Below are 25,005 nucleotides of genomic sequence, written 5' to 3' on the forward strand. Positions count from 1 at the left end.
TCGGTGCCTTCGGACGCTTCAGAAGATCGCTTTCGGCCGTCTCGACGCTCTCAGCGCAATACCGCCCGGGCTAGCCGTAGGTATCGCGGGGACCTCGGCCCGGCACGTGATACCGACCTTTCCGCCACGACGGGCCGACCGGACCCACGATCTTCAAGGAGGTCACCACTCCATCCCCGACCGCGGCCGCGATCTTGGCCAGCAGCTGGGACTGCACCATCCGAAGTTGGGTGGCCCACGCAGTCGACTCTGCCGACACGGTCAACACACCCTCGTTCAAGGCCGTCGGATTGGCATGGTCGGCGATCTGGTCACCCACCACGGTCCGCCACCGACCGAATACCGAACCCTCGGCCACCCTCGAGCCCCAGCCTCGAACCTTCGCCAGATCCTGGGTCGCGGACCCGAGCAATTGCGGATCACGGACATCGGGACCCGGACCGGACCAGCTGCGACGCCGGCCGGTGTTTCCTGCCGTCCGCCGGACCGGGGTTCTGCGGCCGCGGCCGACATCCTTACCTTGACTGCGGGCCGCCCCGCGCGCCTCCTCGAGAGTCCGCCGCACCAGGTCCATGCCGCGCATGCGGCTCAGGTCCTCGGGAGAGACGGCGGGGGAGGGGATGGCCGACTGGTCGGTTTCTGCGGGATCGTCCGTCATGACTGCACCACCGATATCCGCCCCTGGTCCCCTTCGGTCATCCTGATCTCGACGCGGTTGACCGCCCAGTCCGGCGGGATGTCCTCACCCACCGCCGCGGTGACCAGAACCTGTTCGGCCTCACCGGCCACCGCGGCCAGCGCCTGCCTCCTCGAGGTGTCGAGTTCGGCGAAGACATCGTCGAGCAGTAGCACCGGATCCACCCCGTCGGAACGCAACAGCTCGTAGGCGCCGAGCCGCAGAGCCAACGCCATCGACCACGATTCACCATGGCTGGCAAAGCCTTTGGCGGGTTGGTCGCCGAGCCACAGCTCGAGATCGTCACGGTGTGGGCCGACCAGACAGACTCCGCGGTCCAACTCTGCATCACGCCGGCGGCTCAGCGCGTCCAAGAGCGCGGCCTCGTAGAACTCGACGGACTCGAGGCCAGGCGCGTTCGCGATGGCCTCCACCCCGGAGCGGTACCGGATTGTCGCGGGGCGGCTCGAGGGCGCCAACAATTGATAGGCCTTCTGCACCTCGGGGTGCAGCTGCTCGACCAGCGCGATGCGTGCGGCAGTCAACGCCGCACCATGGGCGGCCAGGTGCCCATCCCACACATCGAGGGTGTCCAGCACGCTGCGATCACCCCGATAGCGGGCTCCCGCAGCGGTTTTCAACAGCGCGGTGCGCTGCCGGACCACTTTGTCGTAGTCGGCACGGATACCTGCGACGGTCGGCCGGCGGGTGGTCGCCAACTCGTCCAGATAACGCCGCCGGTCTCCTGGATCACCACGGACCAGTGCAAGGTCTTCCGGGCTGAACAGCACGGCCCGTAAGACCCCGAGGATTTCGCGCGGGGACCGCACCGGCGACCGGTTCAACCGGGCCTTGTTCGCCCGGCCATTGGTGATCTCGAGGTCGACCGCGAGTTCCCGGCCTTCGTTGACGACGATGCTCGAGACGATCGCACGTTGCTCGCCGGCCCGGATCAACGGCGCATCAGAAGCCACCCGATGGGAACCCAAAGTGGCGCAATACCACAGTGCCTCAACGAGATTCGTTTTACCGAAGCCGTTCGGTCCGACGAATACGGTCCGGCCGGGCTCCAGCTCGAGCTCGATCTGTGCCCAGGACCGGTAGTCGGTCAGCCCCAGGTGACGGACATACATCGGAATCGCCTAACCGGACTCACTGATCCGGTGCACAGCATGGCCACCGAACTGGTTGCGCAGCGCCGACACTGCCTTCATGGTGGGGGAATCCTCTTGCCTCGAGGCGAACCGGGCGAACAATGATGCGGCGATGACCGGCATCGGAACCCGATGGCTGATGGCCTCTTCCACGGTCCAGCGACCTTCCCCGGAATCCTCGGTGTATCCGCTGATCGCCGCGAATCCGGGGTCTTCCTTGAGCGCTTTCGCCAGCAGCTGCTGCAGCCACGACCGCACCACCGTGCCATTCGTCCAGGCCTGGATCACTGCCTGGGGATCGGTGATCAGGTCTTCGGCCGACAGCAGCTCGTAACCCTCGGCGTAGGCGTGCATCAGGCCGTATTCGATGCCGTTGTGCACCATCTTGGCGTAATGACCGGCGCCCACGGGACCGGCGTGCACGAAGCCGTCGGCCACATCACCCGGCGGACGCAGCGTGTCGAAGATCGGCATGGCTCGAGCCACGTCGGCGTCACTGCCGCCGACCATCAGCCCGTACCCTTCCTTCAGACCCCAGACACCGCCCGATACGCCGGCGTCGATGAAGTTGATTCCCTTGTCGCCCAACAACGTTGCGTGCGGTCCGTCCTCGGTGTACCGAGAGTTTCCGCCGTCGATCACAAGGTCGCCTGCACCCAGCACATCGGCCAGCGCGACAATAGTCTGGTGCGTCACCGTGCCGGACGGGACCATCACCCAGACCACCCGCGGCGCCTCGAGCGCGCCGGCCAGATCGGCCAGGCTCGCCACGTCGCTGACCTCAGGACGTGGGTCGTAGCCGACCACCTCGTGGCCACCGGTGCGCAGGCGCTCGCGCATGTTGAAGCCCATCTTGCCCAGGCCGACCAACCCCAGTTGCATGTGCGCCCTTTCTCGACCGCGCCGGTCAGCCAGGAAGGCGAACCGGCATCAACAGATAGACGTAATCGGTCTTGGCGGCCGGGAACGGGCCCGAACCACCGCCGGTACCACCATCCTCGCTCGTGGGCCGCAACACGGCAGGACGACTCGGCGTGGTGAATCCGAACGTCACCCGGTCCGAGTGCAGCGAGCTCAACCCGTCGGTCAGGTAGGTCGGGTTGAACGCGATGGTCAGCGGGTCGCCGGCGAACTCGACCGGCAGGTCTTCCTCGGCGCGACCCACATCGTCTGCGCCGGCCGAGAGCCGCAGGACGTCATCGCCGAACTCCATGCGGATCTGGGCTCCCCGGTCGGCCACGAGTGCCACGCGCTTGATGGCCTCGGTGAGCTCGGCCACGCCGATGGTCGCCACTGCGGTGTGCTCGTTCGGCAGCAGCTGACGGAACTTCGGGAACTCCGCGTCCAGCAGCCGGGTGGTGCTGCGCTTGCCGTTACTGCGGATACCGAGCAGGCCGTCCTTGCCGACCGATTCGCCGGAACCCAGCGACAGATGCACCTGGTTGCCGTCGGTGCCGGCCTTGGCCGCCTCGGCCAGAGTCTTCGCCGGTACCAGGACCGCGGCCTCCACGTCGGTGGCACTGGTTTCCCAGGTCAGCTCACGCACGGCCAGCCGGAAGCGGTCGGTAGCAGCCAAAACCACTGATTCACCGGAGATCTCGACGCGGATACCGGTCAGCATCGGCAAAGTGTCGTCACGGCCGGCGGCGACGGCGACCTGACCGATGGCCTCGGCGAACAGGTCGGACGACACCACACCCGTCTCGTCGGGCAGCGTCGGCAGCGCGGGGTAATCCTCGACTGCCAGGGTCGGCAGCGAGAACCGGGCGCTGCCACAGGTCAGTGCCACCCGGGTGCCCTCGACGCTGAGCTCCACCGGCTTGGCCGGCAATGCCTTGGTGATGTCCGACAGCAACCGTCCGGATACCAAAACGCTTCCAGGAGACGCGATTTCGGCACTGACACGCACCTCGGCGGAAACTTCGTAGTCGAAGCCGGAGATGGTCAGACCGTCATCCGTGCCGGTCAGCAGGACCCCGGCCAGAACCGGGATGGTGGGCCGGGTCGGCAGATTGCGGGCCACCCAGGCCACCGCGTCCGCGAAGTCCTCACGCACCACGCGGAACTTCAAGTCGGTCAGCCCAGCCGTCGTCGTCGCCACGTGCTATGCGCCCCTTCGATGATCCCCATAACGAGCTCTACCAGCGTCTTCCCAGAACACCGCCACGCAGCATCGCGCTGAATGACAAAGCTGGAACCGCTGTCGTTGAACCACCGTAGAGCTTTCCGCATCAACTTGAAAGCTAATCCACCGGGGTGACACGGGGGCTTGCATGTGCTTCTCGAGCCAGGGCAGAGCCGAGGTTTCGTCCGGTGTCCCCAAGCCCCTTCTTCTAGAAAGAACTCTTAGAAGATATTTGAGTAACAGTATTAGGGACTGTGAAAACTGGGGATGAACGGGTGTTTGCCCAGTACTCCAGGTGTGTCGGAATGTGAGTCGGCTGTGGAGACCGGTGGACGGACCGGCCGCCGAGTGTGGACAAATGACATCGTGTGGATGATTTTGTCATTCATCCCGTGGTTTGCCCGCAGGTTGTCCACAGCCGTATCCACAGCGGTCGGCTGTGACATGTGATGCCTCGCGGGGCGAAAGTTGTTACAAGATTTTTCGCCGGACGGGCCCACGGTGACCACGATGTGAGACGGCGGATACCCCACCACGGCAGCGCTAAACCCCCTCGGAGGTCATCTCGAGGGGGTGGCGGGGAGAGGTTTCAGCGCTTGGCGCGCTGACGAATGCGGGTGGTGAGTTCCTTGACGTGGTCGAAAACCTCACGTCGCTCAGCCATCTCGCCGCGGATTTTCTTCTCCGCATACATGACAGTGGTGTGGTCACGCCCGAACGCCTGGCCGATCTTCGGCAGGGACAGATCGGTGAGCTCACGGCACAGGTACATGGCGATCTGACGGGACTGCGCCAGTGCCCGGGTCTTGCCGGGCCCACGCAGCTCCTCGACCGTGGTCTCGAAGTACTCGGCGGTGGCCGCCATGATCGCTGCGGTACTGATCTGCATGGTTGTGGCGTCGGCGATCAGATCCCGCAACACGACTTCGGCCAGCGCCTTGTCGATCCGGGTCTTGTTGAGCGAGGCGAAGGCCGTCACCCGGATCAACGCACCCTCGAGTTCGCGAATGTTGCGCTCGATGCTGCTGGCGATGAGCTCGAGCACGTCGTCGGGCACGTCCAGGCGATCCATCTGCGCCTTCTTACGCAGGATCGCGATGCGCGTCTCCAGCTCGGGCGGCTGCACATCGGTGATGAGGCCCCACTCGAAACGGGTCCGCAGCCGATCCTCGAGGGTGGCGAGCTGCTTGGGCGGCCGGTCCGACGAGATCACGATCTGCTTGTTGGCGTTGTGCAGGGTGTTGAAGGTATGGAAGAACTCTTCCTGGATACCTTCCTTGCCCTCGATGAACTGGATGTCGTCGACGAGCAGGATGTCGATGTCGCGGTAACTGCGCTTGAACGAGGCCTTGCGGTCGTCACGCAGTGAGTTGATGAAGTCGTTCGTGAATTCCTCGGTGGAGACGTACTTCACGCGCATGCCCGGGAAGAGACGTTGCGCATAGTTCCCCGCGGCGTGCAGCAGATGGGTCTTGCCCAGACCGGATTCACCCCAGATGAACAACGGGTTGTAGGCCCGCGCCGGCGCCTCGGCGATCGCCAGGGTCGCGGCGTGGGCGAAGCGGTTGGACGCACCGATGACGAAGGTGTCGAAGGTATAGCGCCGGTTCAGATTGACCGCGTTGTCGTCGCTGATGGTGGAGTCGCGCTGCGGGCTGCTGAAGTAGCCCGGCCAACTTTCCTCGGCACTGACCTTGGCGGCGCGGTCGTCGTCGATCTCGTCGACGTCGGCGGGCGAGGCAGAAGCGGCCGTGTCGTCCCGGTCGTCGGTGGTGGACCCGGAATCCGACGCGGTGGGGGAGTCCTCGGATTCCTCGGGCGGGGTGGCGATGCGCACGCCCAGCTCGACCCGCTGACCCAGCTTGCGGCTGAGCGCGTTGATGATCGGTTCGCGGAGGTGCCGTTCGATCTCGTTCTGGACGAACGGTGTGGGAACCGACAGCAGAGCAAACCCCTCGGCGATGACGAGGGGTTTCACCAGCTTGAGCCATGCTCTTTGCTGAGGAGTCAGCGGGAGGAGAGCTGGATCGGAGTTTGCGTCCCGGTCGCCGTTGAGTTCGGCGACGACGCTGTTCCAGACTGCGACGAACGGTGGATCGGGGTCAGCTGGCAACGACTGTTCCCCCTTAGAGGTGCATCGAGGTCGACCCGGTGACGACCAAAAAGAACGATGACGAACTGTCCACATATTTATCCACAGCTTGTGGAGAAAGGACAGTCGTCGTCGCTCTGTTGTCTGTTGTGAGAGCGTCGTAGCCGGATACGTCGCATGCTGCGAGGGTGTGCCGCGCCGCGAGCTCTCGTTTCATTTTCCGGGGCCGATCCAGGCTCGGAACGGCATTGCCAGAAGCTAACAGTTTTCTCTCGATGTGCCAACAGTTCTGCAACATCCGATACGCACCATGTAGGCGGGTCGGCGCAGGTTTGACCGAGGGAAATCTCATCAGTACCCTCGAGCAGTCGCCCGCACGTGGCGATACGGCTGCGCCCGGGAGGTTTCCGGAGAACGCGCCGGTTAGTAAAGCACGACGGACGAGCTTAAACAGAGCTTGCAACGGCAACTGTTTTCGGCGGCACTTCGGTGTCGGTGGATGCGGGTGCCAAACGGAACAAGGAGAGATTGCCGTGGCCAAGGGCAAGCGGACCTACCAGCCCAACAACCGCCGCCGTGCGCGCGTGCATGGGTTCCGGCTGCGGATGCGGACGCGCGCCGGCCGCGCCATCGTCGCCAACCGTCGTGGCAAGGGCCGTCGCGCACTCACTGCGTGATACTGCGGCTCTCAGGCAGGATCTAGCGCGGTGCTTCCGGCTCGATACCGGATGAGGCGGTCCGCGGAGTTCAGTGCCACCGTCAGTCGTGGCGTGCGTGCAGTGCAACCTGATGTTGTCGTGCACGCACTCCACGAGGGAACGGACGCAACCGGCCCGCGGGTCGGTCTGATCGTGTCCAAAGCCGTCGGGAATGCCGTGGAGCGTCATCGGGTATCCCGGCGGCTGCGTCATGCCGCCCGTACCGTCATACCGAAACTGGATGCCACGGACCTTGTGGTGATCCGAGCTCGCGCCGGCAGCAGTGAAGCGCCGTCGCCGCGGTTGGAGCAACAGTTGCAGCGCGCTCTCGAGCGCCTGGAGGCACGGCGCAGGACGTCACCATGATCCGCAGGGCGGGTGCCGGTGCAGCCCGCGGTGTGATCTTCCTGATTCAGCTCTACCGCCACACCATCTCTCCGCTTCGACTGCCGTCGTGCCGATTCATGCCGACCTGCAGTCAATACGCGGTCGACGCCCTCACCGAATACGGCTTGTTCCGCGGTGCGTGGCTGACGTTGATCCGACTGCTGAAATGCGGACCATGGCACCCGGGGGGATGGGATCCCATCCCGGACCGGTGCCCACACGATCACGAGTCCGTCAGTTCTGATGAGACCGTTTCTGGCGAGATCGCCGCCGCCGAAAACCTTGTCTGGGATACCCCAGCGAAGCGAGGGGAGAGCAAGTCGCGTGTTTAATTGGTTCAGCCTGGACATCATCTATTACCCGGTGTCGGCGATCATGTGGGTTTGGTACAAGGCATTCGCCTTCCTGCTCGGCCCCGAGAACTTCTTCGCCTGGGCGCTGTCGGTGATGTTCCTGGTCTTCACCCTGCGCGCGATCCTCTACAAGCCCTTCGTCAAGCAGATCCGCACCACGCGGCAGATGCAGGAGTTGCAGCCACAGATCAAGGCGCTGCAGAAGAAGTACGGCAAGGACCGCCAGCGGATGGCGCTGGAGATGCAGAAGCTGCAGCGCGAGCACGGCTTCAACCCGATCCTCGGCTGCCTGCCGATGCTGGCGCAGGTGCCGGTGTTCCTCGGTCTGTACCACGTGTTGATGTCGTTCAACCGGACCCAGACCGGCATCGGCCGGCTGGGGTTGTCGGTGGAGGAGAACCGCAGCCTCGCGAACTATGTGTTCAGCGCGACCGACGTGAGTCACTTCCTCGACGCGAACCTGTTCGGTGCACCGCTGGGCGCGACGATGGTTCAGCAGCACGGCCTCGAGGCGTTCACCGAATTCAACCGGTTGTCCGTGGTCCTGGTCGGCGTTCCGATCATGATCCTGGCCGGTATCGCCACGCACTTCAACAGCCGCGCCTCGGTCGCCCGCCAGAGTGTGGAGGCCGCCGCCAACCCGCAGACCGCGATGATGAACAAGCTCGCGCTCTACGTGTTCCCGCTCGGCGTGGTCGTCGGTGGGCCGTTCCTGCCCCTGGCCGTGATCATCTACTGGCTGTCCAACAACATCTGGACCTACGGTCAGCAGCACTATGTGTTCGGGATGATCGAGAAGGAAGAAGAGGCCAAGAAGGCCGAGGCGATCGAACGACGTTCGGCCAACGCACCGGCACCCGGGGCGAAACCGAACCGCGCGCGTAAGGCCGAAGCCGCGAGTGCGGCGGCCGCTACGGAAGACGCTGAACCTGAGTCGGATGCGGCGCAGACCAAAGACCAGAAGGACGCGGCAGGTGAATCGGCAGCCCCGAGCGTGAACCGCACGCCCAAGCCCGGTGCACGCCCCAAGAAGCGGAAACGGTGACCAGTTCTCACGCTGGCTACAAGTAGGGAGAAGACGGATATGACGGACGCACAGACGACCGAGCCCGGCGCGGAGCTGGAGGAGGACATCCAGTCCGCGCCCAAGAGCGAGGACGACCTGGAGGAGCGATTGGTCGCGGAAGGCGAGATCGCCGGCGACTACCTCGAGGAGTTGCTCGACCTGCTGGACTTCGACGGCGATATCGATCTCGATGTCGAAGGCGATCGGGCAGTGGTGAGCATCGACGGCGGGGGCGATCTGAGCAAGCTGGTCGGGCGCAAGGGTGAGGTGCTCGACGCTCTCCAGGAGTTGACCCGACTGGCCGTGCACCAGAAGACCGGCGAGCGCAGCCGGCTGATGCTGGACATCGCGCGGTGGCGCCGCCGTCGCCGCGACGAGCTGGCGGCGCTGGGCGACAAGGTGGCCCGACGGGTGCTGGAGTCGGGTGAGCGTGAGGAGCTGGCTCCCATGACGCCGTTCGAGCGCAAGATCGTGCACGACGCTGTAGCCGCGGTCGATGGTGTCCGCAGCGAGAGCGAGGGCGTGGAGCCGTCGCGACGCGTCGTCGTTCTGCTTGGCTGAGTTCTAGTTACAAGGGTGTAGTTCGTTTTGCGGCGACGGTGCCGTAGGGAGTGCGGAGGATGTTTCACGTGAAACATGGACCGGTCCCCGCGGCACCGGACGCCGCGGCGGAGGTCTTCGGAGAGCGTCTGGAGACCGCCGAACGGTACGCGGCGATTCTTGCCGGTGCCGGTGTCGAGTGGGGTCTGATCGGTCCGCGAGAAGTGGACCGGCTCTGGGATCGACACATTCTCAACAGCTCGGCTCTCGGAGAGCTTCTGGCTCCCGATGAGCGCGTCGCCGACATCGGCAGCGGCGCCGGCCTCCCGGGTATCCCGTTGGCCCTGGCGCGCCCCGATGTTCATGTCACGTTGATCGAGCCGCTGCTGCGCCGCAGCGAGTTCCTCCGTGAGGCGGTCGACGAATTGGGACTCGACATCGCGGTGGTCCGTGGTCGGGCCGAAGACTCAGACGTTCGTAAATCGGTGGGCGAGTTGGATGTGGTGACTTCCCGTGCGGTCGCCTCACTGGACAAGTTGACGCGGTGGAGCATGCCGCTCCTTCGCGTCGACGGAAGGATGCTCGCCCTCAAAGGTGAGCGCGCTGAGGCTGAGATCGAAGAGCACCGGCGTGGGATGGCTTCCCTGGGTGCAGTCGATGCCAGGGTGGTGAAATGTGGCGTGAACTATTTGAACCCGCCCGTAACCGTCGTCGCCGTGCGACGCGTGGCGGTAAGACCGGGCACCCGGTCAACGGGCAGAGCCTCCGGGTCGCGGGGGAGATCGGGCAGGAGATGAGGATGGGTTCTGATCGGCAAGCAACCGCTGGCGCGGGTGCTACGCCCGCCGTTTCACGTGAAACGGTTTCACGTGAAACATGGAACAACAGTGGCGGCGCCGCGTGGTCCACGGACGCCAGCATGGACACCCCGATAGCGGCAGAGGCGGAGCAGGCGACCCGCGTGCTCCACACCTCGCATGGACAGCTTCCCCGGCCATCGCGTCAGCGGGTGTTCACCATCGCGAATCAGAAGGGGGGCGTCGGTAAGACGACGACTGCGGTGAATGTCGCGGCCGCGCTCGCACTGCAGGGGTTGCGCACGTTGGTGATCGACCTCGATCCCCAGGGCAATGCCAGCACCGCGCTGGGCATCGAACACCGCCCCGGAACCCCGTCGTCGTATGAGGTCCTCATCGGAGACATTCCGGTGGAGGAGGCCCTGCAGCAGAGCCCGCACAGCGACCGGTTGTTCTGCATTCCCGCGACGATCGACCTGGCCGGCGCAGAGATCGAGTTGGTCAGCATGGTGGCTCGTGAGGGGCGGCTGCGGTCGGCGCTCGCCGCACTCGCCAACCACAACTTCGACTACGTGTTCATCGACTGCCCACCGTCTCTCGGACTGCTGACGATCAACGCTTTGGTGGCGGCCCCCGAGGTGCTCATCCCGATCCAGTGCGAGTACTACGCGCTGGAGGGTGTGGGACAGCTGCTGCGCAACATCGAGATGGTGAAGGCGCATCTCAACCCGGAGCTGTCGGTGTCCACCGTGATACTGACGATGTACGACGGGCGGACCAAGCTGGCGGATCAGGTGGCCGAGGATGTGCGCGAGCACTTCGGCGACAAGGTGTTGCGCACGGTCATCCCGCGGAGCGTGAAGGTGTCGGAAGCCCCGGGCTACGGGATGACGATTCTCGATTACGATCCGGGTTCCCGTGGTGCGTTGAGCTACCTCGACGCGAGCCGCGAGATCGCCGAGCGCGGGGCACCGCCCCGCGCCCAGTAGGCGCTAGCACCACGCCAGTGACCACCCAGTAGACAGACAGCGGACGGCAGCGATGAGCAGGAGACGACCATGAATCAGCCGGCACGGAAGCGGAGTGGTTTGGGCAGGGGACTGGCAGCCCTCATTCCGACCGGTCCCGCTGAGGACGGTACCGACGTCCTGAGCCCCAAGATCGGCGCAACGGCGGCCGACGTTCTGCTCGGCCCGTCGTCCGGCTCGGGAGACGCGGGGACGACGGCTCCGACGTCCGCTGCACCCGATGGGTCCGACCCGGTCCTCGCCAGCGATGTGGGCGCCACCTATCGGGAGATCGATCCCAGCCTGATCCAGCCCAATCCCCGTCAGCCCCGCCAGGTGTTCGACGAGGAGGCGCTGAGCGAGCTGGTGCACTCGATCCGTGAATTCGGACTGATGCAGCCGATCGTCGTCCGCGCTGTCGAGGAGAACGGTGAATCCCGCTACCAGTTGGTGATGGGGGAGCGGCGTTGGCGGGCCGCCCAGGAAGCCGGCCTGGAAGCCATCCCGGCGATCGTCCGCGAGACCGGTGACGACAGCATGCTGCGTGACGCACTGCTGGAGAACATCCACCGGGTACAGCTCAACCCGCTGGAGGAGGCCGCCGCCTACCAACAGCTGCTCGACGAATTCGAAGTCACCCACGATGAACTCGCCGCGCGCATCGGCCGCTCGCGGCCACTGATCTCCAACATGATCCGTCTGTTGCGCCTGCCGATCGCCGTGCAGCGCCGCGTCGCGGCCGGAGTGCTGTCCGCGGGGCACGCACGTGCACTGCTCGCCCTGGAAGGGGGAGCGGAGAAGCAGGAAGAACTGGCCGCGCGCATCATCGCCGAGGGCATGTCGGTGCGCGCCACCGAGGAGGCCGTGACGCTGGCCAACCGCGACGGCAACACCACGCCACCGGCGCCGCGACGCAAGCCGATCCAGATGCCGGGCTTGCAAGACGTTGCTGAACGGCTCTCGTCAGCGTTCGATACCCGGGTCACCGTGAGCCTTGGCAAACGAAAAGGCAAGATTGTGGTCGAGTTCGGATCGGTGGATGATCTCCAGCGCATTGTCGAAATTATGAGCGCCGAAGACCACTGAGAACCCACGACCTACGACACCAGGTTGTTCCGTCACTGTGACACATCAGTGATCAGAGCCTGCAGTCGCGAGCGCCACATGGCGCAAAGCTTCTGTGCGGCATAGGATTTCACTTCGGAGGCGGAACTCGATGAGATTTTCAGGGCGCAGTGGTCCGACTCCGGCGGACTCTCCTATCCTTGAGGGGCAGCCACGCACACAGTGTGAAAGCCAGGGACCTCAGTGACCGCACGAATAACGCCGCTTCGGCTCGAGGGCTTCGAGCAGCTGCCCAAGCATGCGCGGCGCTGTGTGTTCTGGGAAGTCGATCCGTCGACCGTCGGTGACGACCACCTGACCGATCCCGAATTCGAGAAAGAAGCGTGGCTTTCGATGGTCATGCTCGAGTGGGGGTCGTGCGGCCAACTGGCCGTGACAGCTCGCGCGGACGGACCGGACCAGGATCCAGGTGCTGGGTCAGATGCCGGTTCCGCTACCGCGTTCGATTTGGTGATACCCGCCGATGCAGCAGACTTGGTGGTGCCGGCGGGGGAGGACTGGTCGGCTCCGGCTGTCGTGGACGATCCGTGTCTGGGCTTCGCGTTCTATGCGCCTCCCGGCGCCGTTCCGCGGGCCCGGCTTTTTCCGACCGCTCCCGTCAGCGCTGATGCGATTCTGTTGACGGCGATCGGCGTGGAGTGTGCCGAAGACCGCGGGCTGTTGTCGCAGAGTCTGCTGGCTGCGGTGGTCAATGATCTGGTGCGGCGCGGTGTTCGGGCCCTCGAGGCGTTCGGTTACACCTCGGCCATGACCGAATTGGCCGACGGCGGCAAGCTTCCCGATGAGTTGTCTCCGGTAGTTGCGGTGCTGGGGGACTGTTCCGTCGACGACTGCATGCTGACGTCGGACTTCCTCGAAGACGTCGGCTTCACCGTCGTAGCGCCGCACCCGTACTTCCCCCGGCTGCGCTTGGAACTCGACAAGGGACTCGGTTGGAAGGCTGAAGTAGAGGCCGCCCTCGAGCGCCTCTTGGAGAACGCGCGGATCGAGCTGCCGATCGGCGCCGGGATGTCCGGAGCCGGCATCGGGGCGAAAAGTGTTGTCCGACAGGACAGTCTGACGTAGACCGCCAACTGCAGACCATGCCGCCGGCCTCAGCTAGCTCGGCGGTCGGCGGCGCGGGCAGCTCGAGCACTGGCAACACGGATCGCGATTGCGACGAGGAGCTGGCTGCCAGGAATAACGGTGGAGAAGCTGATCTCCGTGGAGATCCGGCTTCCACCGTCGTGGGGCTCGACGGTGATCTGACCGGTGTAACCACGGAACGGTAGCCCGGAGAGCAGTTCATATCGCAGGGTCGTCGGGACGTCGAACGTCGTAATGCGTTCGCGGATAACCGTTCCGAACGAATGAATGGCGCGGATCGCGCCCACTCCGTCCCGATCAGGACTGCCGGCCGCCTCGAGGATGACCTTGCGTGCAGGCATCCACTCCGCCATCCGGTCGTGATCGGTCAGCACTTGCCAGGCGACGAGGGGGTCGACGGCCACTTCGCGGCTGTCGGTGTAACGGTAATGCCGGGCCATCTCGTCAGGTAAGCACGCCGTGGCCCTGACGTCGAGAGGTCTCGACCCAATCCGCGCGATGACGAGACGTATCCGGCTCGCCGGCGACTGTCGGGCCTCGGACAACCGAGTGGTCGATCTGACCACTCAGATTTCACCAGATATGTGGTGTCACATGACGAAACGACCATCGCATGGCCCGGTGGTCAGTTGCAGGGCTGAATTGGCGCTCACGCGCTCAAGCTGAACTGGCGCTCACGCGCTCAAGTCAATCGGCGCTCACGCGCCGCGGCTCGCCTGTTCCACCGAAAGCTCATGCGCCAACAACTCGGCAAAGGTGAATGTCCCTGTCGGCCGGTCGTTCTTGCCCAGCAGATACAGTCGCTTGACCGCCGCGAGGATGCCCTCGGCGATCGCGTCGCGGGTTTGGGTGGACAGCAGCAGACCGCGATCATGGGGATTGGTGATGTAGCCGATGTCCACCTCGACGGTGGGCATCCGGGTCAGCCGGAGCAGATCCCAGGTGCGGCCGTGGGACCGGCAGTCACGTAATCCGGTGCGGGCCACCACTTCCCGCTGTATGAAGTCGGCGAGGTTACGACCGATGGTCGACACCGACCCATGAGAATTCCCGAAGTGGAACGAGGCCACACCGTTTGCGGAGGGGGAGCGCTGACTCTCACAACGCAGGCTGATCATCAGATCCGCACCGACGCGGTTGGCGGTCGCGGCACGTTCGGCGTCCAGCGGGCTGCGGTTGGCCGGCCGTGAGATGAATGTCTCCATGCCGATCGCCGTCATCCGGCCCTCCAGCCGACTTGCCAAGTCCCACAGGATGTCTGCTTCGCTGATCGGGCCGTCGGGCCCGTTCATGATCATCCCGTGATCGGATCCGCCGCGGCCCGGGTCGATGATGACGTGTTTACCGGAGAGCTGCGGACCTGAGCGCCGTACCAGCTCTTCTTCGCGGATCGCGTGCGGAGACCCACCGGTCACCCGCGAACCCAGGAAGTACAACGAGCGCAACGTTTCCGGGCCACAGATACCGTCGGGGTACAGCCCGTACTCACGCTGGTAGGACGACAACGCGTTGTGGGTCTGCAGGCCGAAATGCCCGTCGACCATGCCGGTATAGAAGCCGAGGTCCTGCAGGCGGGCCTGCAGGGTGGCCACGTCGTCGCCGTACATCGGCGCACCGAACTGGTGGGTCAGGGTGCGGGCACCGAGCCGGTAGGAGGCCTCACGCAGGGCGCGATAGGTGGCCTCCCCGACGATGCCGTCCACCAACAGGCCCCGGTGCTGCTGAAATGCCCGGACGGCGCTGTCGAGCTCGTCATCGAATGCGTCGAGCGCAACATGTCTGCCGGTGCTCAGGTCGGCGTCAGGGTTGTCGATCAGACCTAACGCGGCCAAGGCTGCCCGGATCTCGGTGACTGCTCCGCCACGATCACCGCGACGCAGACTCGACATTCGGCCCCTCCATGCTGGTTTCCGGCGATCTGCCAGGCTAGCTAGCCAGCATTGTCTCAGATTTCGGCCACAATCCGGAAAACGCCAGGCGTATCCGGGGTGTGTGGGGTGTGAGTGAACTCAGAGTGCGTCGGCAAGTTCCCGCAGCAGCGCGGCCTTGCCCTTGGCGCCGACGATGCGCTTGACCGGTGCGCCGTCCTTGAACAGGATCAGCGTCGGGATCGACACCACCTGGAAGTCACGCGCAGTGGCTGGGTTGGCGTCCACGTCGATCTTGGCGACCCGCAACTCGCCGGCCTTCTCGCTCGCGATCTCCTCGAGCACCGGGGCCACCATCTTGCACGGGCCGCACCAGGTGGCCCAGAAATCAACCAATACCGGTGTGCTGCTGGTCAGGACGTCGTTGGAGAACGAATCGTCGGTGACCGTTACTGTTGCGCTGTCCGCACTCATGGAGCTCTCCTGTCGGGTCGAAATCTGTTGAGGGTCAGTCGTTGTCGGCGAGCCAGCGCTCGGTGTCGATGGCAGCCGAACAGCCGCTGCCCGCGGCGGTGATGGCCTGGCGGTACGTGTGGTCGACGAGATCGCCCGCGGCGAACACCCCGTCGAGCGTGGTCGCGGTGGTGCGGCCGGCGACCTTCACGTAACCCTCGTCGTCGAGATCGATCTGGCCGCGCACGAGTTCCGAGCGCGGGTCGTGACCGATCGCCACGAACACGCCGGTGACCTGGAGCTTGGACTCCTCGCCGGTGACGGTGTCGCGCAGGCGCACGCCGGTGACCTTCGGATCGCCCTCGATCTGGGTGATCTCGGTGTTGGTCAGGAACGTGATCTTTTCGTTGGCCCGGGCGCGTTCCAGCATGATCCTGGAGGCGCGGAACTCGTTGCGGCGGTGGATCAGGGTGACCGAACGCGCGAACCGGGTGAGGAACGTCGCTTCTTCCATCGCCGAATCGCCGCCGCCGACCACGATGATGTCCTCGTCGCGGAAGAAGAAGCCGTCGCAGGTGGCGCAGGTGCTCACACCCATGCCGGTCAGTGCTTCCTCACCGGGCACGCCGAGGTGGCGCGCGGCGGCACCCATGGCCAGGATGACCGAGCGCGCCTGGTGGGTCTCGTCGCCGACGGTGACCGTCTTCACGGGACCGGTGAGGTCGACGGCGTCGACGTCCTCCATGCGGAGATCCGCACCGAAGCGCAGGGCCTGCTCACGCATCTCGTCCATGAGTTCGGGGCCGGTGATGCCCTCACGGAACCCGGGGTAGTTCTCCACCTCGGTGGTGGTCATCAGCGCGCCGCCGAACTGCGTTCCCTCGAACACCAGCGGCTTGAGCTGGGCGCGGGCAGCGTAGATGGCTGCGGTATATCCGGCGGGGCCGGAACCGATGATGATGACGTCGTGGACCGTCGCTGAGGAGGACATGTAGGCCTTTCTGCCGTACTCGGCACGGGTTGCAACGTCAGCCTAGGCCGGATGTGTTCCCACCTGGCTCGCAGGACACATTACGGACGTTTCACCGGGTGTTTGACCACGGTGTCTGCCAACGATCCGGCATGAGTGGCGTCGCAGTCCGCGGGGACCACGACCCCGACGACGGAGTCCGGGTCGGTGGGGGCATTCGGTGGCATCAACAACAGCACTCCGTGGCGACCCGCCACGTCCATCGGGCGAGCGCCGACAACCTCGACGCCGGCGGGGTAGCCCAGTGCGGACAGGCACGCGTTGCGTCGTTGCGGGTCGGTCAGCGGACCCAGATCGGGCGGGACCGACAGCAGCCCTTGGATCTGGGTTTCGGAAAGACCGATCGCTCCACGCGGCGGTGTCACGGTGATCCGGCCGAAGCTGGTCAGTGTCGACGGCGCCTGGCCCGCCGGGCGCATCAGCACCACCCCGCCCACCACTGCGGCGGCCACGGCGGCGCTCGCCCCGGTGACGGCGGCGATCGCCTTCCAGCGTCGGCCGGGCGCCGCCGGGGCAGGCTCGGCCCGCAACACTTCGGAAAGCCGGTCACTCACCTCGGCAGGCACCGGGGGAGCAGTGGAGGGGTCCTGGCCGAGCTGGGCCAGATCGCGACGCACCCGATCGAGGGCCGCCAGGGTGTTCCTGGCATCCGGTCCGGCGATCGGGTCGGTGCGTACCCGTCGGCGAAGCTGTGCGGCCGTGTCATCGTCGAGCAACCCGGCCTGCAGATCGGCGAGCAGCTCAGCAGGAATCGGGCCGTCCGACGGCACTGGGGGTGTGCTGCCGTTCATCGCCTTCAAAGTACTGGAGCAGGCCTGCGAGCTTGTTCCTGGCGCGCGAGCACCGGCTCTTCACGGTGCCCTCCGCCACCCCGAGGAGCAGTGCGGTCTCGGCCACCGAATAGCCCTGCATGTCGACGGCCACCACGGCGGCGCGCTGCTCGAGCGGAAGCTGCATGAGTGCCCGCTCCACCACGATCGCGGTGGCAACCCGGGGCGCTGGGTCGCCGGCCGGGTCGCGCAGGTGCAGCAGGTGGTCGAGCTCCTGTTCGGACGAGGTGGGCTGGTGGCGTGACCGGCGGACCCGGTCCAGGCAGGCATTCACCACGATCCGGTACAGCCAGCTGCTGACCGCCGAATCGTGGCGGAACGACGCGGCCGTGCGATGGGCCGACAACAACGCATCCTGCACGGCGTCGTCGGCGTCTTCGTGGTGATGGCTGGTCAGAAACGCCAACCGGCGCAGCTGACCGTGGTGCCGGTGAACGAGTTCCTCGAACGCGTAGCGATCCCCGGCGACGTGGGCGGCCAGCAGTTCGGCATCAGTACGCGTGGCGGTGTCATGCCCCCGCAGCTGCGTCGTCGCCGGCTTCCTGGTCCCCCCGAACCTTCCCACACGCTGAACTTAAACGCTGTCCGGGAGCCGCCCGGACACTTGTTTGCCCGGAACGGCGTTACGCCAGGTCAAGAAGCCATCGCTGTTGTGGATGACGTCTCAGGAGGCCGCTTTGAGGGTGATCTCGGAGATGTCGGTGCGGCTCTTGCCGTCCACGGTGCCCAGCGTCGAGATCCACACCAGCACGTAGGAGGTGGACGACGCCTTGTTCACCGAAATGGTGTTGGAGCCGGGCTTCAGCGGGGTCGTGGGCGTCAGCTCGGTGGTGTCGGACAGGGATGACGGGTTGGCCGACTGCGACGACCGGATCTGCACCGAGGTGCCGGTGCTGGTCACGTTGAGGGTGACCGCGCCGATCGTGGTGGGCTGCGGCAGTTGCAGCATCAGGCCGACGCCGTTCTTGAAGCCGGGGAACGGGGCCGGGTCCGAATACGTGTCGGTGGACCAGGCCGTGCTGGTGTTGCCGTCGATGGCCTGCCCGGCCGTTGCCGGCGAATCGGCTTCACCTTCGGGTGAGAACACAGTTGCCCGAACGGGTTTCACCGTGCTGCCGGTGGCGGCCGACGAATTGTCCTGGGTTTGTTCGCTGTTCTCCGACGGGGCGTTCAGGCCGAGCTCGTCGCGGTTGAGGCCGCCACCGACGTCGCCGAAGATGCTGTTGAGGACGGAAGCCAGCACCAGCAGTGCCACCAGGATGATGGCAGCACCCACGCTGACCCCGATGATGACGCCCTTGCGGCGCCGGGCCTCGGCGGCTTCGTGTTCTTCGGGGGTCTCGTGCGCGCGGACGGGAGCTGCCGGGGCGGGCGTCTCCTCGACCGAACCCGCCATCAGCTCGGTCCGATCGGCGATGGCGGTGGCCTGTTGTAGCAGGTTCAAAAGGGTTGGAGCGCTTCGGATCCCGCCACCGGGCTGGACGGCACGGGCGGCCGCTGCCGAGATCTGGAACGGAATATCGCGGTCGACGGCGCGCGGTTCGACCGGCTGTCCGGCCGGGTCCAGGGCGGCGGGCTCCAGCCCGCTGCGCGATCCGGATTCCGGCAGCGGCCAGCGGTTGATCAGCAGCGCGTAGAGCGCCGCGCCGATGCCGCGGATGTCGTCGTCAGGCGTGGCGTCGGGCATGGTGGCCGGGAACGCCAGCGCCACATCACCTTCGATGCTCACTCGCACCCGGCTGGGATGGTCGATCGACAGTGCCACTCCGGCGCGGTGGGCCGCCTCGGCGGCGGCGGCCAGCGACTGGATGGCGCGAGCCCCGCCGATCGGGGACGGCGAGGTATCGGCGACCTCGGCCAGCGAGCCGCCGCGAATCCACTCCGAGACGATCAGGCCGCCCGATCCGCTGTGCGCCACGTCGAGCACCCGGGCGATACCGGGAACGTCGAGGCGGCTGAGTTTGAGGGTGCGAGAGAGGATCTCCTGCACCTGCGCGTCGGGCATGGTGGCGTCCGGGTCGACGAAGGTCAGCGCCACCTGACGGTCCAGCGCCGTGTCGAGGGCCTGCCAGAACTGCAGGTGCGGCGGACCACCGTGGGGGACCAGGAGCCGGTAGCGGCCGTCCGCGATGGTCGCCCCGGGGATGAGGTGCACATCGTCGTCCGCCGATTCCAACGCGGCATCGTGCGGCGGTGCGAACGAGATCGGCTCACGGGTCGGGTCACCGCCGTAGTCGGTGAGCGGACGCGTCGCCCCGTTCGACCGGCTCGCGGCGGGTTCGCCGGAACCGGTGCCTTCGTCCGACGGGATGGTTGCCGAACCGGCAGGCGCCACATCCGGTTGGAACTCGTCGGCGGCCGGACGCGGCAACTTCGTCGTATCCGTTGTCATCCCGGAACTCGAGGTGGCGTCCAGTGCCGCGTCGTCCGCAGATTCGTCGGTCACCGGTGATCCTTTCCACATCCCCGCTCCGGCAACGTGTGCCGGAGTCCCGCCTCCGGCGGCTGCCGGGCTTGACGGCCACCCAGTGGGAGAAGAATTCCTCTGATCAGGGTACGTGACGGGCGCTGCAGGTTGAGGCCCGACGGGCGGCGCAATTGTTTGCATGGCTACCTGTCCGGCCCCCGGTACCGGGGCGGGACGCCCTCGCCCGAGCCGGCGGCGGACCATTGCCAGCGCCGACTGCGCCTCCGGAACCCGGGCGGCGATCATCACCCCGGCGATGATCGGGACCATGATCACGCCGAGGGCGAGCAGTCGCAGCAGCGAACCCGCGGCGCCCGCGTGCTCGGTCAGTGAGTCCAGGCCCAGCAGCCGGTCGGCGGTATGGGCCACCAGGCTTGCCACCAACGACGCCGCGATGGTGACCAGAATGGTGCGGATCACCGTGTCGCGCAGTAACCGGCCGCCGCGCGGACGCAGGTTGGACTTCAGGAGCACGTAACCCATGACGGCCCCGGCGACGAAGCCCAAGCCGTTGGCCAGCCCCAGGTAGCCGGCCACCATGTTGGGGTCGTCGGTCAGGTGCGGGGCGATGATCGAGCCGATGATCTTGACGGCGGTGATCACGATGATGATGGCGATCGGCGTCCAGGGCTTCTCGCGCGCGTAGAACACCCGCAGCTGCAGCAGCACCAGCGCGTAAGGGATGAGCGTGAAGGCCGACAGGGTGATCGCCATGCCGAGGTAGCCGGCGTCGGAGGCGCTGAAGTTGCCGTACGCGAACAGTGCGCTGCCGATGGCGGGCCCGCCGACGGTCATCATCGCTACCACCGGGATGAGCGTCACCATGGTGAGCCGGGTGGCCAGGGAGTAGTCGTCGAGCACGGCCGGAATGTTGTCGGCGGCCGCGTTGCGGCTCAGGCGCGGCATCACCACGGTGAGCACCGTGACGCCGATCATCCCGAACGGCAGCATCAACACAAGCCAGGTGTAGTTGTAGATCGCGGGCCCGGTGTCGGCCGCCCCGCTGGCGATCTGATTGCCGACGATCAGGCCGATCTGGCTGATCAGCACGTACAGCACCATGGCGGCGGCCATGGTGCCGAATTTCTTGAGCCGGTCGTCGATGCCCCACAGTGGCCGCAGGCTGACTCGCTCGGCGCGGATCGCCACGAGCAGCACGGCAGCCTGCGCAACCACGCCCAGGGTGGTGCCGATTCCCAGGACCAGCAGCTTGGCCGTGCCCATGTGGGGCGGATCGATCGAGAATTCACCGGGCACCAGGACGAACACGCCCAGCGTCACGATCGCCACCACGTTGTTGACGACGGGGGCCCAGGCCGGCGGACCGAAGACGTTGCGGGTGTTGAGGATTGCCATGAAGACAGACGAGAGCCCGTAGAACAGCACCTGCGGCAACAACAGGTACGCGAACGCGGTGGTCAGCGGATTGTTGACCTTCGGATCACTGCCCAGCATCAGTCGCACCAGCAGTGGCGCGCACAGCACCGAGAGCACTGTGGTGACCAGCAGCAGCGTCGTGGCCAGGGTCACCAGCCGCCGCACGAACGCGGTGCCGCCATCGGCGTCGTCGCGTTCGGCACGGGCCAGGACCGGCACGAAGATCGCCGTGAAGGTGGCCTCCAGCACCAGTGCGGCCACCATGTTGGGCAGCTGGTTGGCCACGGAGAACGAACTGGTCAACGCGCCGCCGAGCATGGCCATGAGGAGCACGAACCGGAAGAACCCGGTGATGCGCGAGATCAGTGTCGCGAAGGCCATCCCCCACGAGCGCGAGACGACCGCGGCATCGGAAAGCTCGGCACGCCCGGCGGGCCGGATCGGGCCGGTGGCATGCGGAATCCTCGGCGGACCCGGTGGGCGGGCCGCTGGTTGGTCGGGCGAGGTCATCGGGGTCGGTCCGGACTCGTCGCAGGCGCCGGCGGGGACGGCGGGGTGGCAGGCGTCTTGTCAGCCTCGTCAGCGCCGGCGTCGTTGTTGAACGCCATCGCGACGTCGAGCGGGTCGGGATGCTCGCCCGGCGGGATGAGGTCGGCACGGTCGGGTTGGCCGCGGAAGCGGTGCCACAACCGGCGTCCGGCGAGCGCCACCAGCACGGCCCCGGCCGACAGGGTGATGAAGAACAGGACCTTGCCGTAGGCATTGGAGTGCACCGACAACCGGACTGGCTCACCGAGTGTCAGTCCCTCGGTGGTCTGCAGGCTGACGTCGACGGCGACCCGCTGGGTGAAGTGCACCTCGATCGGCACCCGCAGCGGCAGATAGCCGGGCGGCAGTTCGATCTCGCCCATGTCGGTCACGGTCATCCCGGGCGGTGCGTCGACGTGCAGCCGGACCCTGACCGGAACCGGCAGGTCGTTGCGCAGGGCCAGGGGCAGCGGACTGCGCTCGGTGGCCAGTGTGTAGGCCCCGCCGGGGTTGACGATCGTGACCGCGCCGAACATGTCGTTCACACTGCGGCCGACGGTCTGCAACCGCTGCTCGGCCAACCCTTCGCGGGCCTCCGGCGGCACCGACTGGCTCAGCGCCCGCAGCATGTCCTCCCGCAGCGGCGCGGTGTACTGCATGCCGGTCAGCCCGGTGCGCTCATCGGTGGTCAGCGCCGCGGTCAGTCCCCACAGCCGGCTGACCGCCGCCGCGATGCCGCTGCTGATGTTCTCGTCGATGGCGCTGCGCGGGTTGCCGAGGGAATCCGGCGGCGGGGGTTGCACGGGTTCGGGCGGCGCGGCGTTGCCCTCGGCGATCACCATGGGCAGAGGGCGCGGTACGGCCAGCCCGGCGTGGATCGTGGTGGCCACCGAGGTCAGGATGGCCTGCGCATCGTCGGCGTCGAGCGACCACACGAGCGGCGGCATCAGGATCTGGGTCCGGGGCTCCTCGGTGGGGGTGAGGCCCCGCCACAGCAGCGCGCCCAGCGCGTCCTGGCGCCGCGCGGTCTGCGAGTCGTGACGAACCGGGATCTCCAGCGACGGATCCAGGTAGGACGGCGCCACCGGATCGGTACCCGCACCGGCCAGGGCGGCACCGACCGCCGGGTCGAATCCGGCCGCGACGACCTCCGGCCGGTACCGCTGCGGGGTCACGTCGGCGGTCTCGGGGGCGCCGGTCGCCGAATCCTGGGCGGCGATCTGGGTGGCCGAGATGGCGACCGTCTGACCCTGGGCTGCCAGCAGGTCCAGCGCGGGGCGGGTGAGCGGACCGTCACCCAGGATGCTGGCACCCCGGACCGAGGTGACACCCAGGATCTGATCGACGATGTCGCCGGCGCCGTTGGTCGCGATCGCGCTCAAACCCGGATCGCCGACCCGTTGCAGTGCGGTCAGATCGGCCTGCGCGTAGTTGGTCGGTGCCACGCAGAGCCGCCCGGCCAGCCCGCGCAATCGGTTCAGCCAGTTGACGGCGGCTTCCTGGCCGGCGCCGGGTCGCGTCGGGGTGGCTGCCCCGGCGTCGGGACCGTCGTTGACGACGTAGCCGCCAGTCATCGCGTTGACCGTGACGAGCAGGTCCGGGTCGACGGCAAGGCACAAGGTGGCGCGCAGCTGGCCACCGGAGTCGACGGTCGGCCCGGTCGCGAAGTCGGCTGCCGACAGCAGGGTGTCGAGGCGCCCGCCGGGGGCCAGGGACGCGGCGAGGCTGTCGTCGACCAACCGCACCGGCGTGGTGCCGCCGGGGGCTCCGGGGGCCAGTCGTGGCCGGTCGGCCAGCGGCCAGAGCATGGTCATTCGCACCGGGTGGGAGGTGTCGGGCGGCACCACCGAGTTGAGGGTGTCGGCGGCCGACATCGATTCGGGTGCGTTGTCGGCGGCCTGGTCGGGCGGCACCCCGAGGACCGGCAACAGGAAGCGGGCGTCGTCGAGTTTGGCCGGGGCACCGTAATCCGGTGTCCCGTTGACGTTGATCAGGACGGGGTAGACGCCGGGTTCGCTGATGTGCAGTGACCCGGGGCCTTCGGAGCGCAAGGGATAGGAGAGGGTGAAGCCCACCGACTGGCCGCGATCCATCTCGGGTGCCACGGTGACGAAGTCGGCTACCGGCTCGAACCGGTCGACATCTCCGGTGAGGTCGGTGCGCAGCTGGCTCGATGAGGTCACCGCGCGCGCGTGCTCCATCCGGATGTCCACATCGCGCACCGGCCGGTCTCCGACGTTCAGCACGGCCCCGGTCACCGTCAGCACCGATTCACTCGTGGTGGTGACGACGTTGGGGGTGACGCGGTCGATGCGGATCTGGAGAAACGGCATCGCTCCCGGTTCACTGGCGCTCGCGCGCGGCAGCAGCACCGGCAGCGCGGCGGTGGACCACACCGAGAACAACAACACCACCGCCACAAGCACCACTGTGTGCGCCAGGAGGGAGAACCCTCGGCGCACCGCCGGGGCGGCGGTCACGGCCCCTGTCCGCATCCGTTCGTGCGCCGGCGGGGCTGGGGTTGGGGTTGGGCAGAGTCGTCGCGGCGGTGGGTGCGGGCGTGCGAGTGGGTCTGGGGACGCCGCCGGGGCGCGCTGCGGGGCAGTGGCGGCAGGGCGCCCGGCCCGTCGGTGTGCAGCTTGTCGATCAGCTCTCCGGCCACCTCGGCGAGCTTGCGCTCGTCGGCGTAGGCCAGCCGGGACGCCAGATCCCGCAGCGGGACCCAGGCGACCTCCGTCACCTCGACGTCGTCGTCGGACAGTTCGCCGCCCTGGAAGCGCAGGAGGTAGTGGTGCACGGTCTTGTGCACCCGGCGGCCCTCGGTGACGAACCAGTAGTCGATGCTGCCGAGCGCGGCCAGCACGTCGCCGCGGATACCGGTCTCTTCGGCGACCTCGCGGATCGCGGTCTGTTCGGCCGTCTCGCCGAGCTCGATGTGCCCCTTGGGCAGGGACCACAGCATCCGGCCGCGCCGGTCGACCCGGCCGATCAACGCCGCCACCTGGGTGTCCTTTGGTCCGTCGATTCCGTCGATGACCAGGCCGCCTGCCGACGTCTCGTGGACGGTGCGCAGCCGTTCCGGTGGTCGACGAGGACGCGACTTGCGTTGCTTGGACTGGTCACGCGGGGTCGGGGCGGAATTTGCGGTGCTGACGGGAGCTTCGCCCGGGCCGTCGGTGTGGCGTTCGGCATCGTTGCCCTGATCACCGGCCGGTGGCCCCGCCGCCCTTTGTGCACGACGACGGCCACGACGCCGGCTGCGGCGCCGTCGTGGTTTGGCCTGTTCGCCGTCCGACACCCAAGCGATAGTAGCTGCCATGGGGTTGGCCTCCTGCCGCACTCGCCG

23 protein-coding genes are annotated in these 25,005 nt (G+C 66.7%); 9 read left to right on the forward strand and 14 right to left on the reverse strand.

Features of this window, described 5'->3' with window-relative positions:
• Positions 1–70 precede the first annotated feature (70 nt).
• The 5 genes from AB0876_RS07680 to dnaA all read right to left on the reverse strand — a co-directional run bounded on the left by AB0876_RS07680 (position 71) and on the right by dnaA (position 6,068).
• A complete protein-coding gene (locus tag AB0876_RS07680; RefSeq protein WP_064882392.1) occupies positions 71–658 on the reverse strand; it encodes a DUF721 family protein in 588 nt (195 codons plus the stop codon).
• Positions 655–1,809, reverse strand: coding sequence for a DNA replication/repair protein RecF (gene recF, locus AB0876_RS07685; protein ID WP_064957517.1), 1,155 nt, complete (start codon positions 1,807–1,809; stop codon positions 655–657). Before recF ends, AB0876_RS07680 begins: the two co-directional genes overlap by 4 nt.
• Positions 1,810–1,818: 9 nt before the next feature.
• Complete coding sequence (gene gnd / locus AB0876_RS07690; RefSeq protein WP_526041924.1) at positions 1,819–2,745, reverse strand: phosphogluconate dehydrogenase (NAD(+)-dependent, decarboxylating); 927 nt, start codon at positions 2,743–2,745, stop codon at positions 1,819–1,821.
• Positions 2,738–3,931, reverse strand: coding sequence for a DNA polymerase III subunit beta (gene dnaN, locus AB0876_RS07695; protein ID WP_064957515.1), 1,194 nt, complete (start codon positions 3,929–3,931; stop codon positions 2,738–2,740). The genes gnd and dnaN overlap by 8 nt, the downstream gene beginning before the upstream one ends.
• 613 nt (positions 3,932–4,544) lie before the next feature.
• Positions 4,545–6,068: a chromosomal replication initiator protein DnaA gene (gene dnaA, locus AB0876_RS07700; RefSeq protein WP_064957514.1), complete on the reverse strand. Its 1,524-nt coding sequence runs from the start codon at positions 6,066–6,068 to the stop codon at positions 4,545–4,547.
• Positions 6,069–6,580: 512 nt separating this feature from the next.
• Between dnaA and rpmH the strand changes: the two genes are divergently transcribed.
• From rpmH to AB0876_RS07745, 9 genes are all read left to right on the forward strand, one after another.
• Positions 6,581–6,724, forward strand: a complete 144-nt coding sequence (gene rpmH / locus AB0876_RS07705; protein ID WP_055119217.1) for a 50S ribosomal protein L34 — start codon at positions 6,581–6,583, stop codon at positions 6,722–6,724.
• A gap of 30 nt (positions 6,725–6,754) precedes the next feature.
• On the forward strand, positions 6,755–7,111 hold the full coding sequence (gene rnpA / locus AB0876_RS07710; protein WP_064882403.1) for a ribonuclease P protein component: 357 nt from the start codon (positions 6,755–6,757) through the stop codon (positions 7,109–7,111).
• Positions 7,108–7,464 carry a membrane protein insertion efficiency factor YidD gene (yidD, locus tag AB0876_RS07715; RefSeq protein WP_064932194.1) on the forward strand — a complete coding sequence of 119 codons (357 nt, stop codon included), beginning with the start codon at positions 7,108–7,110 and terminating at the stop codon, positions 7,462–7,464. Before rnpA ends, yidD begins: the two co-directional genes overlap by 4 nt.
• 43 nt (positions 7,465–7,507) lie before the next feature.
• Positions 7,508–8,530 (forward strand): membrane protein insertase YidC, encoded by a 1,023-nt coding sequence (yidC, locus tag AB0876_RS07720; protein WP_498885035.1) that lies wholly within the window; start codon positions 7,508–7,510, stop codon positions 8,528–8,530.
• Between the two features lie 39 nt (positions 8,531–8,569).
• On the forward strand, positions 8,570–9,112 hold the full coding sequence (locus tag AB0876_RS07725) for a Jag family protein (protein ID WP_064882410.1): 543 nt from the start codon (positions 8,570–8,572) through the stop codon (positions 9,110–9,112).
• Between the two features lie 59 nt (positions 9,113–9,171).
• Positions 9,172–9,888, forward strand: coding sequence for a 16S rRNA (guanine(527)-N(7))-methyltransferase RsmG (rsmG, locus tag AB0876_RS07730; RefSeq protein ID WP_463791663.1), 717 nt, complete (start codon positions 9,172–9,174; stop codon positions 9,886–9,888).
• Between the two features lie 2 nt (positions 9,889–9,890).
• Positions 9,891–10,877 carry a ParA family protein gene (locus tag AB0876_RS07735; RefSeq protein ID WP_491839983.1) on the forward strand — a complete coding sequence of 329 codons (987 nt, stop codon included), beginning with the start codon at positions 9,891–9,893 and terminating at the stop codon, positions 10,875–10,877.
• 69 nt (positions 10,878–10,946) lie between these two features.
• Complete coding sequence (locus tag AB0876_RS07740) at positions 10,947–11,981, forward strand: ParB/RepB/Spo0J family partition protein (protein ID WP_491839982.1); 1,035 nt, start codon at positions 10,947–10,949, stop codon at positions 11,979–11,981.
• A 222-nt stretch (positions 11,982–12,203) separates the two neighbouring features.
• Positions 12,204–13,085 carry an acetyltransferase gene (locus tag AB0876_RS07745; RefSeq protein WP_526041653.1) on the forward strand — a complete coding sequence of 294 codons (882 nt, stop codon included), beginning with the start codon at positions 12,204–12,206 and terminating at the stop codon, positions 13,083–13,085.
• A gap of 29 nt (positions 13,086–13,114) precedes the next feature.
• Here AB0876_RS07745 and AB0876_RS07750 read toward each other — a convergent pair whose 3' ends face one another.
• From AB0876_RS07750 to AB0876_RS07790, 9 genes are all read right to left on the reverse strand, one after another.
• Complete coding sequence (locus AB0876_RS07750) at positions 13,115–13,546, reverse strand: SRPBCC family protein (protein WP_491839980.1); 432 nt, start codon at positions 13,544–13,546, stop codon at positions 13,115–13,117.
• Between the two features lie 258 nt (positions 13,547–13,804).
• The gene (locus tag AB0876_RS07755; RefSeq protein WP_491839979.1) at positions 13,805–14,995 is read right to left on the reverse strand and encodes an N-acetylmuramoyl-L-alanine amidase; all 1,191 of its coding nucleotides are present in this window, start codon (positions 14,993–14,995) and stop codon (positions 13,805–13,807) included.
• Positions 14,996–15,115: 120 nt separating this feature from the next.
• Positions 15,116–15,448 carry a thioredoxin gene (gene trxA, locus AB0876_RS07760; RefSeq protein ID WP_055119196.1) on the reverse strand — a complete coding sequence of 111 codons (333 nt, stop codon included), beginning with the start codon at positions 15,446–15,448 and terminating at the stop codon, positions 15,116–15,118.
• Positions 15,449–15,482: 34 nt separating this feature from the next.
• Positions 15,483–16,418, reverse strand: a complete 936-nt coding sequence (trxB, locus tag AB0876_RS07765) for a thioredoxin-disulfide reductase (protein ID WP_526041654.1) — start codon at positions 16,416–16,418, stop codon at positions 15,483–15,485.
• A gap of 80 nt (positions 16,419–16,498) precedes the next feature.
• Positions 16,499–17,248: an RsmA family anti-sigma factor gene (locus tag AB0876_RS07770; RefSeq protein WP_491839977.1), complete on the reverse strand. Its 750-nt coding sequence runs from the start codon at positions 17,246–17,248 to the stop codon at positions 16,499–16,501.
• Positions 17,199–17,852: an RNA polymerase sigma factor SigM gene (gene sigM / locus AB0876_RS07775; protein ID WP_491839976.1), complete on the reverse strand. Its 654-nt coding sequence runs from the start codon at positions 17,850–17,852 to the stop codon at positions 17,199–17,201. Before sigM ends, AB0876_RS07770 begins: the two co-directional genes overlap by 50 nt.
• A 99-nt stretch (positions 17,853–17,951) precedes the next feature.
• Positions 17,952–21,641: a murein biosynthesis integral membrane protein MurJ gene (gene murJ, locus AB0876_RS07780; protein ID WP_491839975.1), complete on the reverse strand. Its 3,690-nt coding sequence runs from the start codon at positions 21,639–21,641 to the stop codon at positions 17,952–17,954.
• Entirely contained in the window at positions 21,638–24,139 is a 2,502-nt protein-coding gene (locus AB0876_RS07785) for a DUF6049 family protein (protein ID WP_491839974.1), read from the reverse strand. Before AB0876_RS07785 ends, murJ begins: the two co-directional genes overlap by 4 nt.
• Positions 24,136–24,957, reverse strand: a complete 822-nt coding sequence (locus AB0876_RS07790) for an NUDIX hydrolase (RefSeq protein WP_491839973.1) — start codon at positions 24,955–24,957, stop codon at positions 24,136–24,138. Before AB0876_RS07790 ends, AB0876_RS07785 begins: the two co-directional genes overlap by 4 nt.
• Positions 24,958–25,005 lie beyond the last annotated feature (48 nt).

This window comes from Mycobacterium sp. NPDC049093, from assembly GCF_040704635.1.
Taxonomy (GTDB): domain Bacteria; phylum Actinomycetota; class Actinomycetes; order Mycobacteriales; family Mycobacteriaceae; genus Mycobacterium.

Coding starts and splice junctions, on each gene's coding strand:
- AB0876_RS07680 (WP_064882392.1), bottom strand. CDS start 658: ATGACGGACGATCCCGCAGAAACCGACCAGTCGGCCATCCCCTCCCCC.
- recF (WP_064957517.1), bottom strand. CDS start 1,809: ATGTATGTCCGTCACCTGGGGCTGACCGACTACCGGTCCTGGGCACAG.
- yidD (WP_064932194.1), top strand. CDS start 7,108: ATGATCCGCAGGGCGGGTGCCGGTGCAGCCCGCGGTGTGATCTTCCTG.
- yidC (WP_498885035.1), top strand. CDS start 7,508: ATGTGGGTTTGGTACAAGGCATTCGCCTTCCTGCTCGGCCCCGAGAAC.
- AB0876_RS07725 (WP_064882410.1), top strand. CDS start 8,570: ATGACGGACGCACAGACGACCGAGCCCGGCGCGGAGCTGGAGGAGGAC.
- rsmG (WP_463791663.1), top strand. CDS start 9,172: ATGTTTCACGTGAAACATGGACCGGTCCCCGCGGCACCGGACGCCGCG.
- AB0876_RS07735 (WP_491839983.1), top strand. CDS start 9,891: ATGGGTTCTGATCGGCAAGCAACCGCTGGCGCGGGTGCTACGCCCGCC.
- AB0876_RS07740 (WP_491839982.1), top strand. CDS start 10,947: ATGAATCAGCCGGCACGGAAGCGGAGTGGTTTGGGCAGGGGACTGGCA.
- AB0876_RS07750 (WP_491839980.1), bottom strand. CDS start 13,546: ATGGCCCGGCATTACCGTTACACCGACAGCCGCGAAGTGGCCGTCGAC.
- AB0876_RS07755 (WP_491839979.1), bottom strand. CDS start 14,995: ATGTCGAGTCTGCGTCGCGGTGATCGTGGCGGAGCAGTCACCGAGATC.
- trxA (WP_055119196.1), bottom strand. CDS start 15,448: ATGAGTGCGGACAGCGCAACAGTAACGGTCACCGACGATTCGTTCTCC.
- trxB (WP_526041654.1), bottom strand. CDS start 16,418: ATGTCCTCCTCAGCGACGGTCCACGACGTCATCATCATCGGTTCCGGC.
- AB0876_RS07770 (WP_491839977.1), bottom strand. CDS start 17,248: ATGAACGGCAGCACACCCCCAGTGCCGTCGGACGGCCCGATTCCTGCT.
- murJ (WP_491839975.1), bottom strand. CDS start 21,641: ATGACCTCGCCCGACCAACCAGCGGCCCGCCCACCGGGTCCGCCGAGG.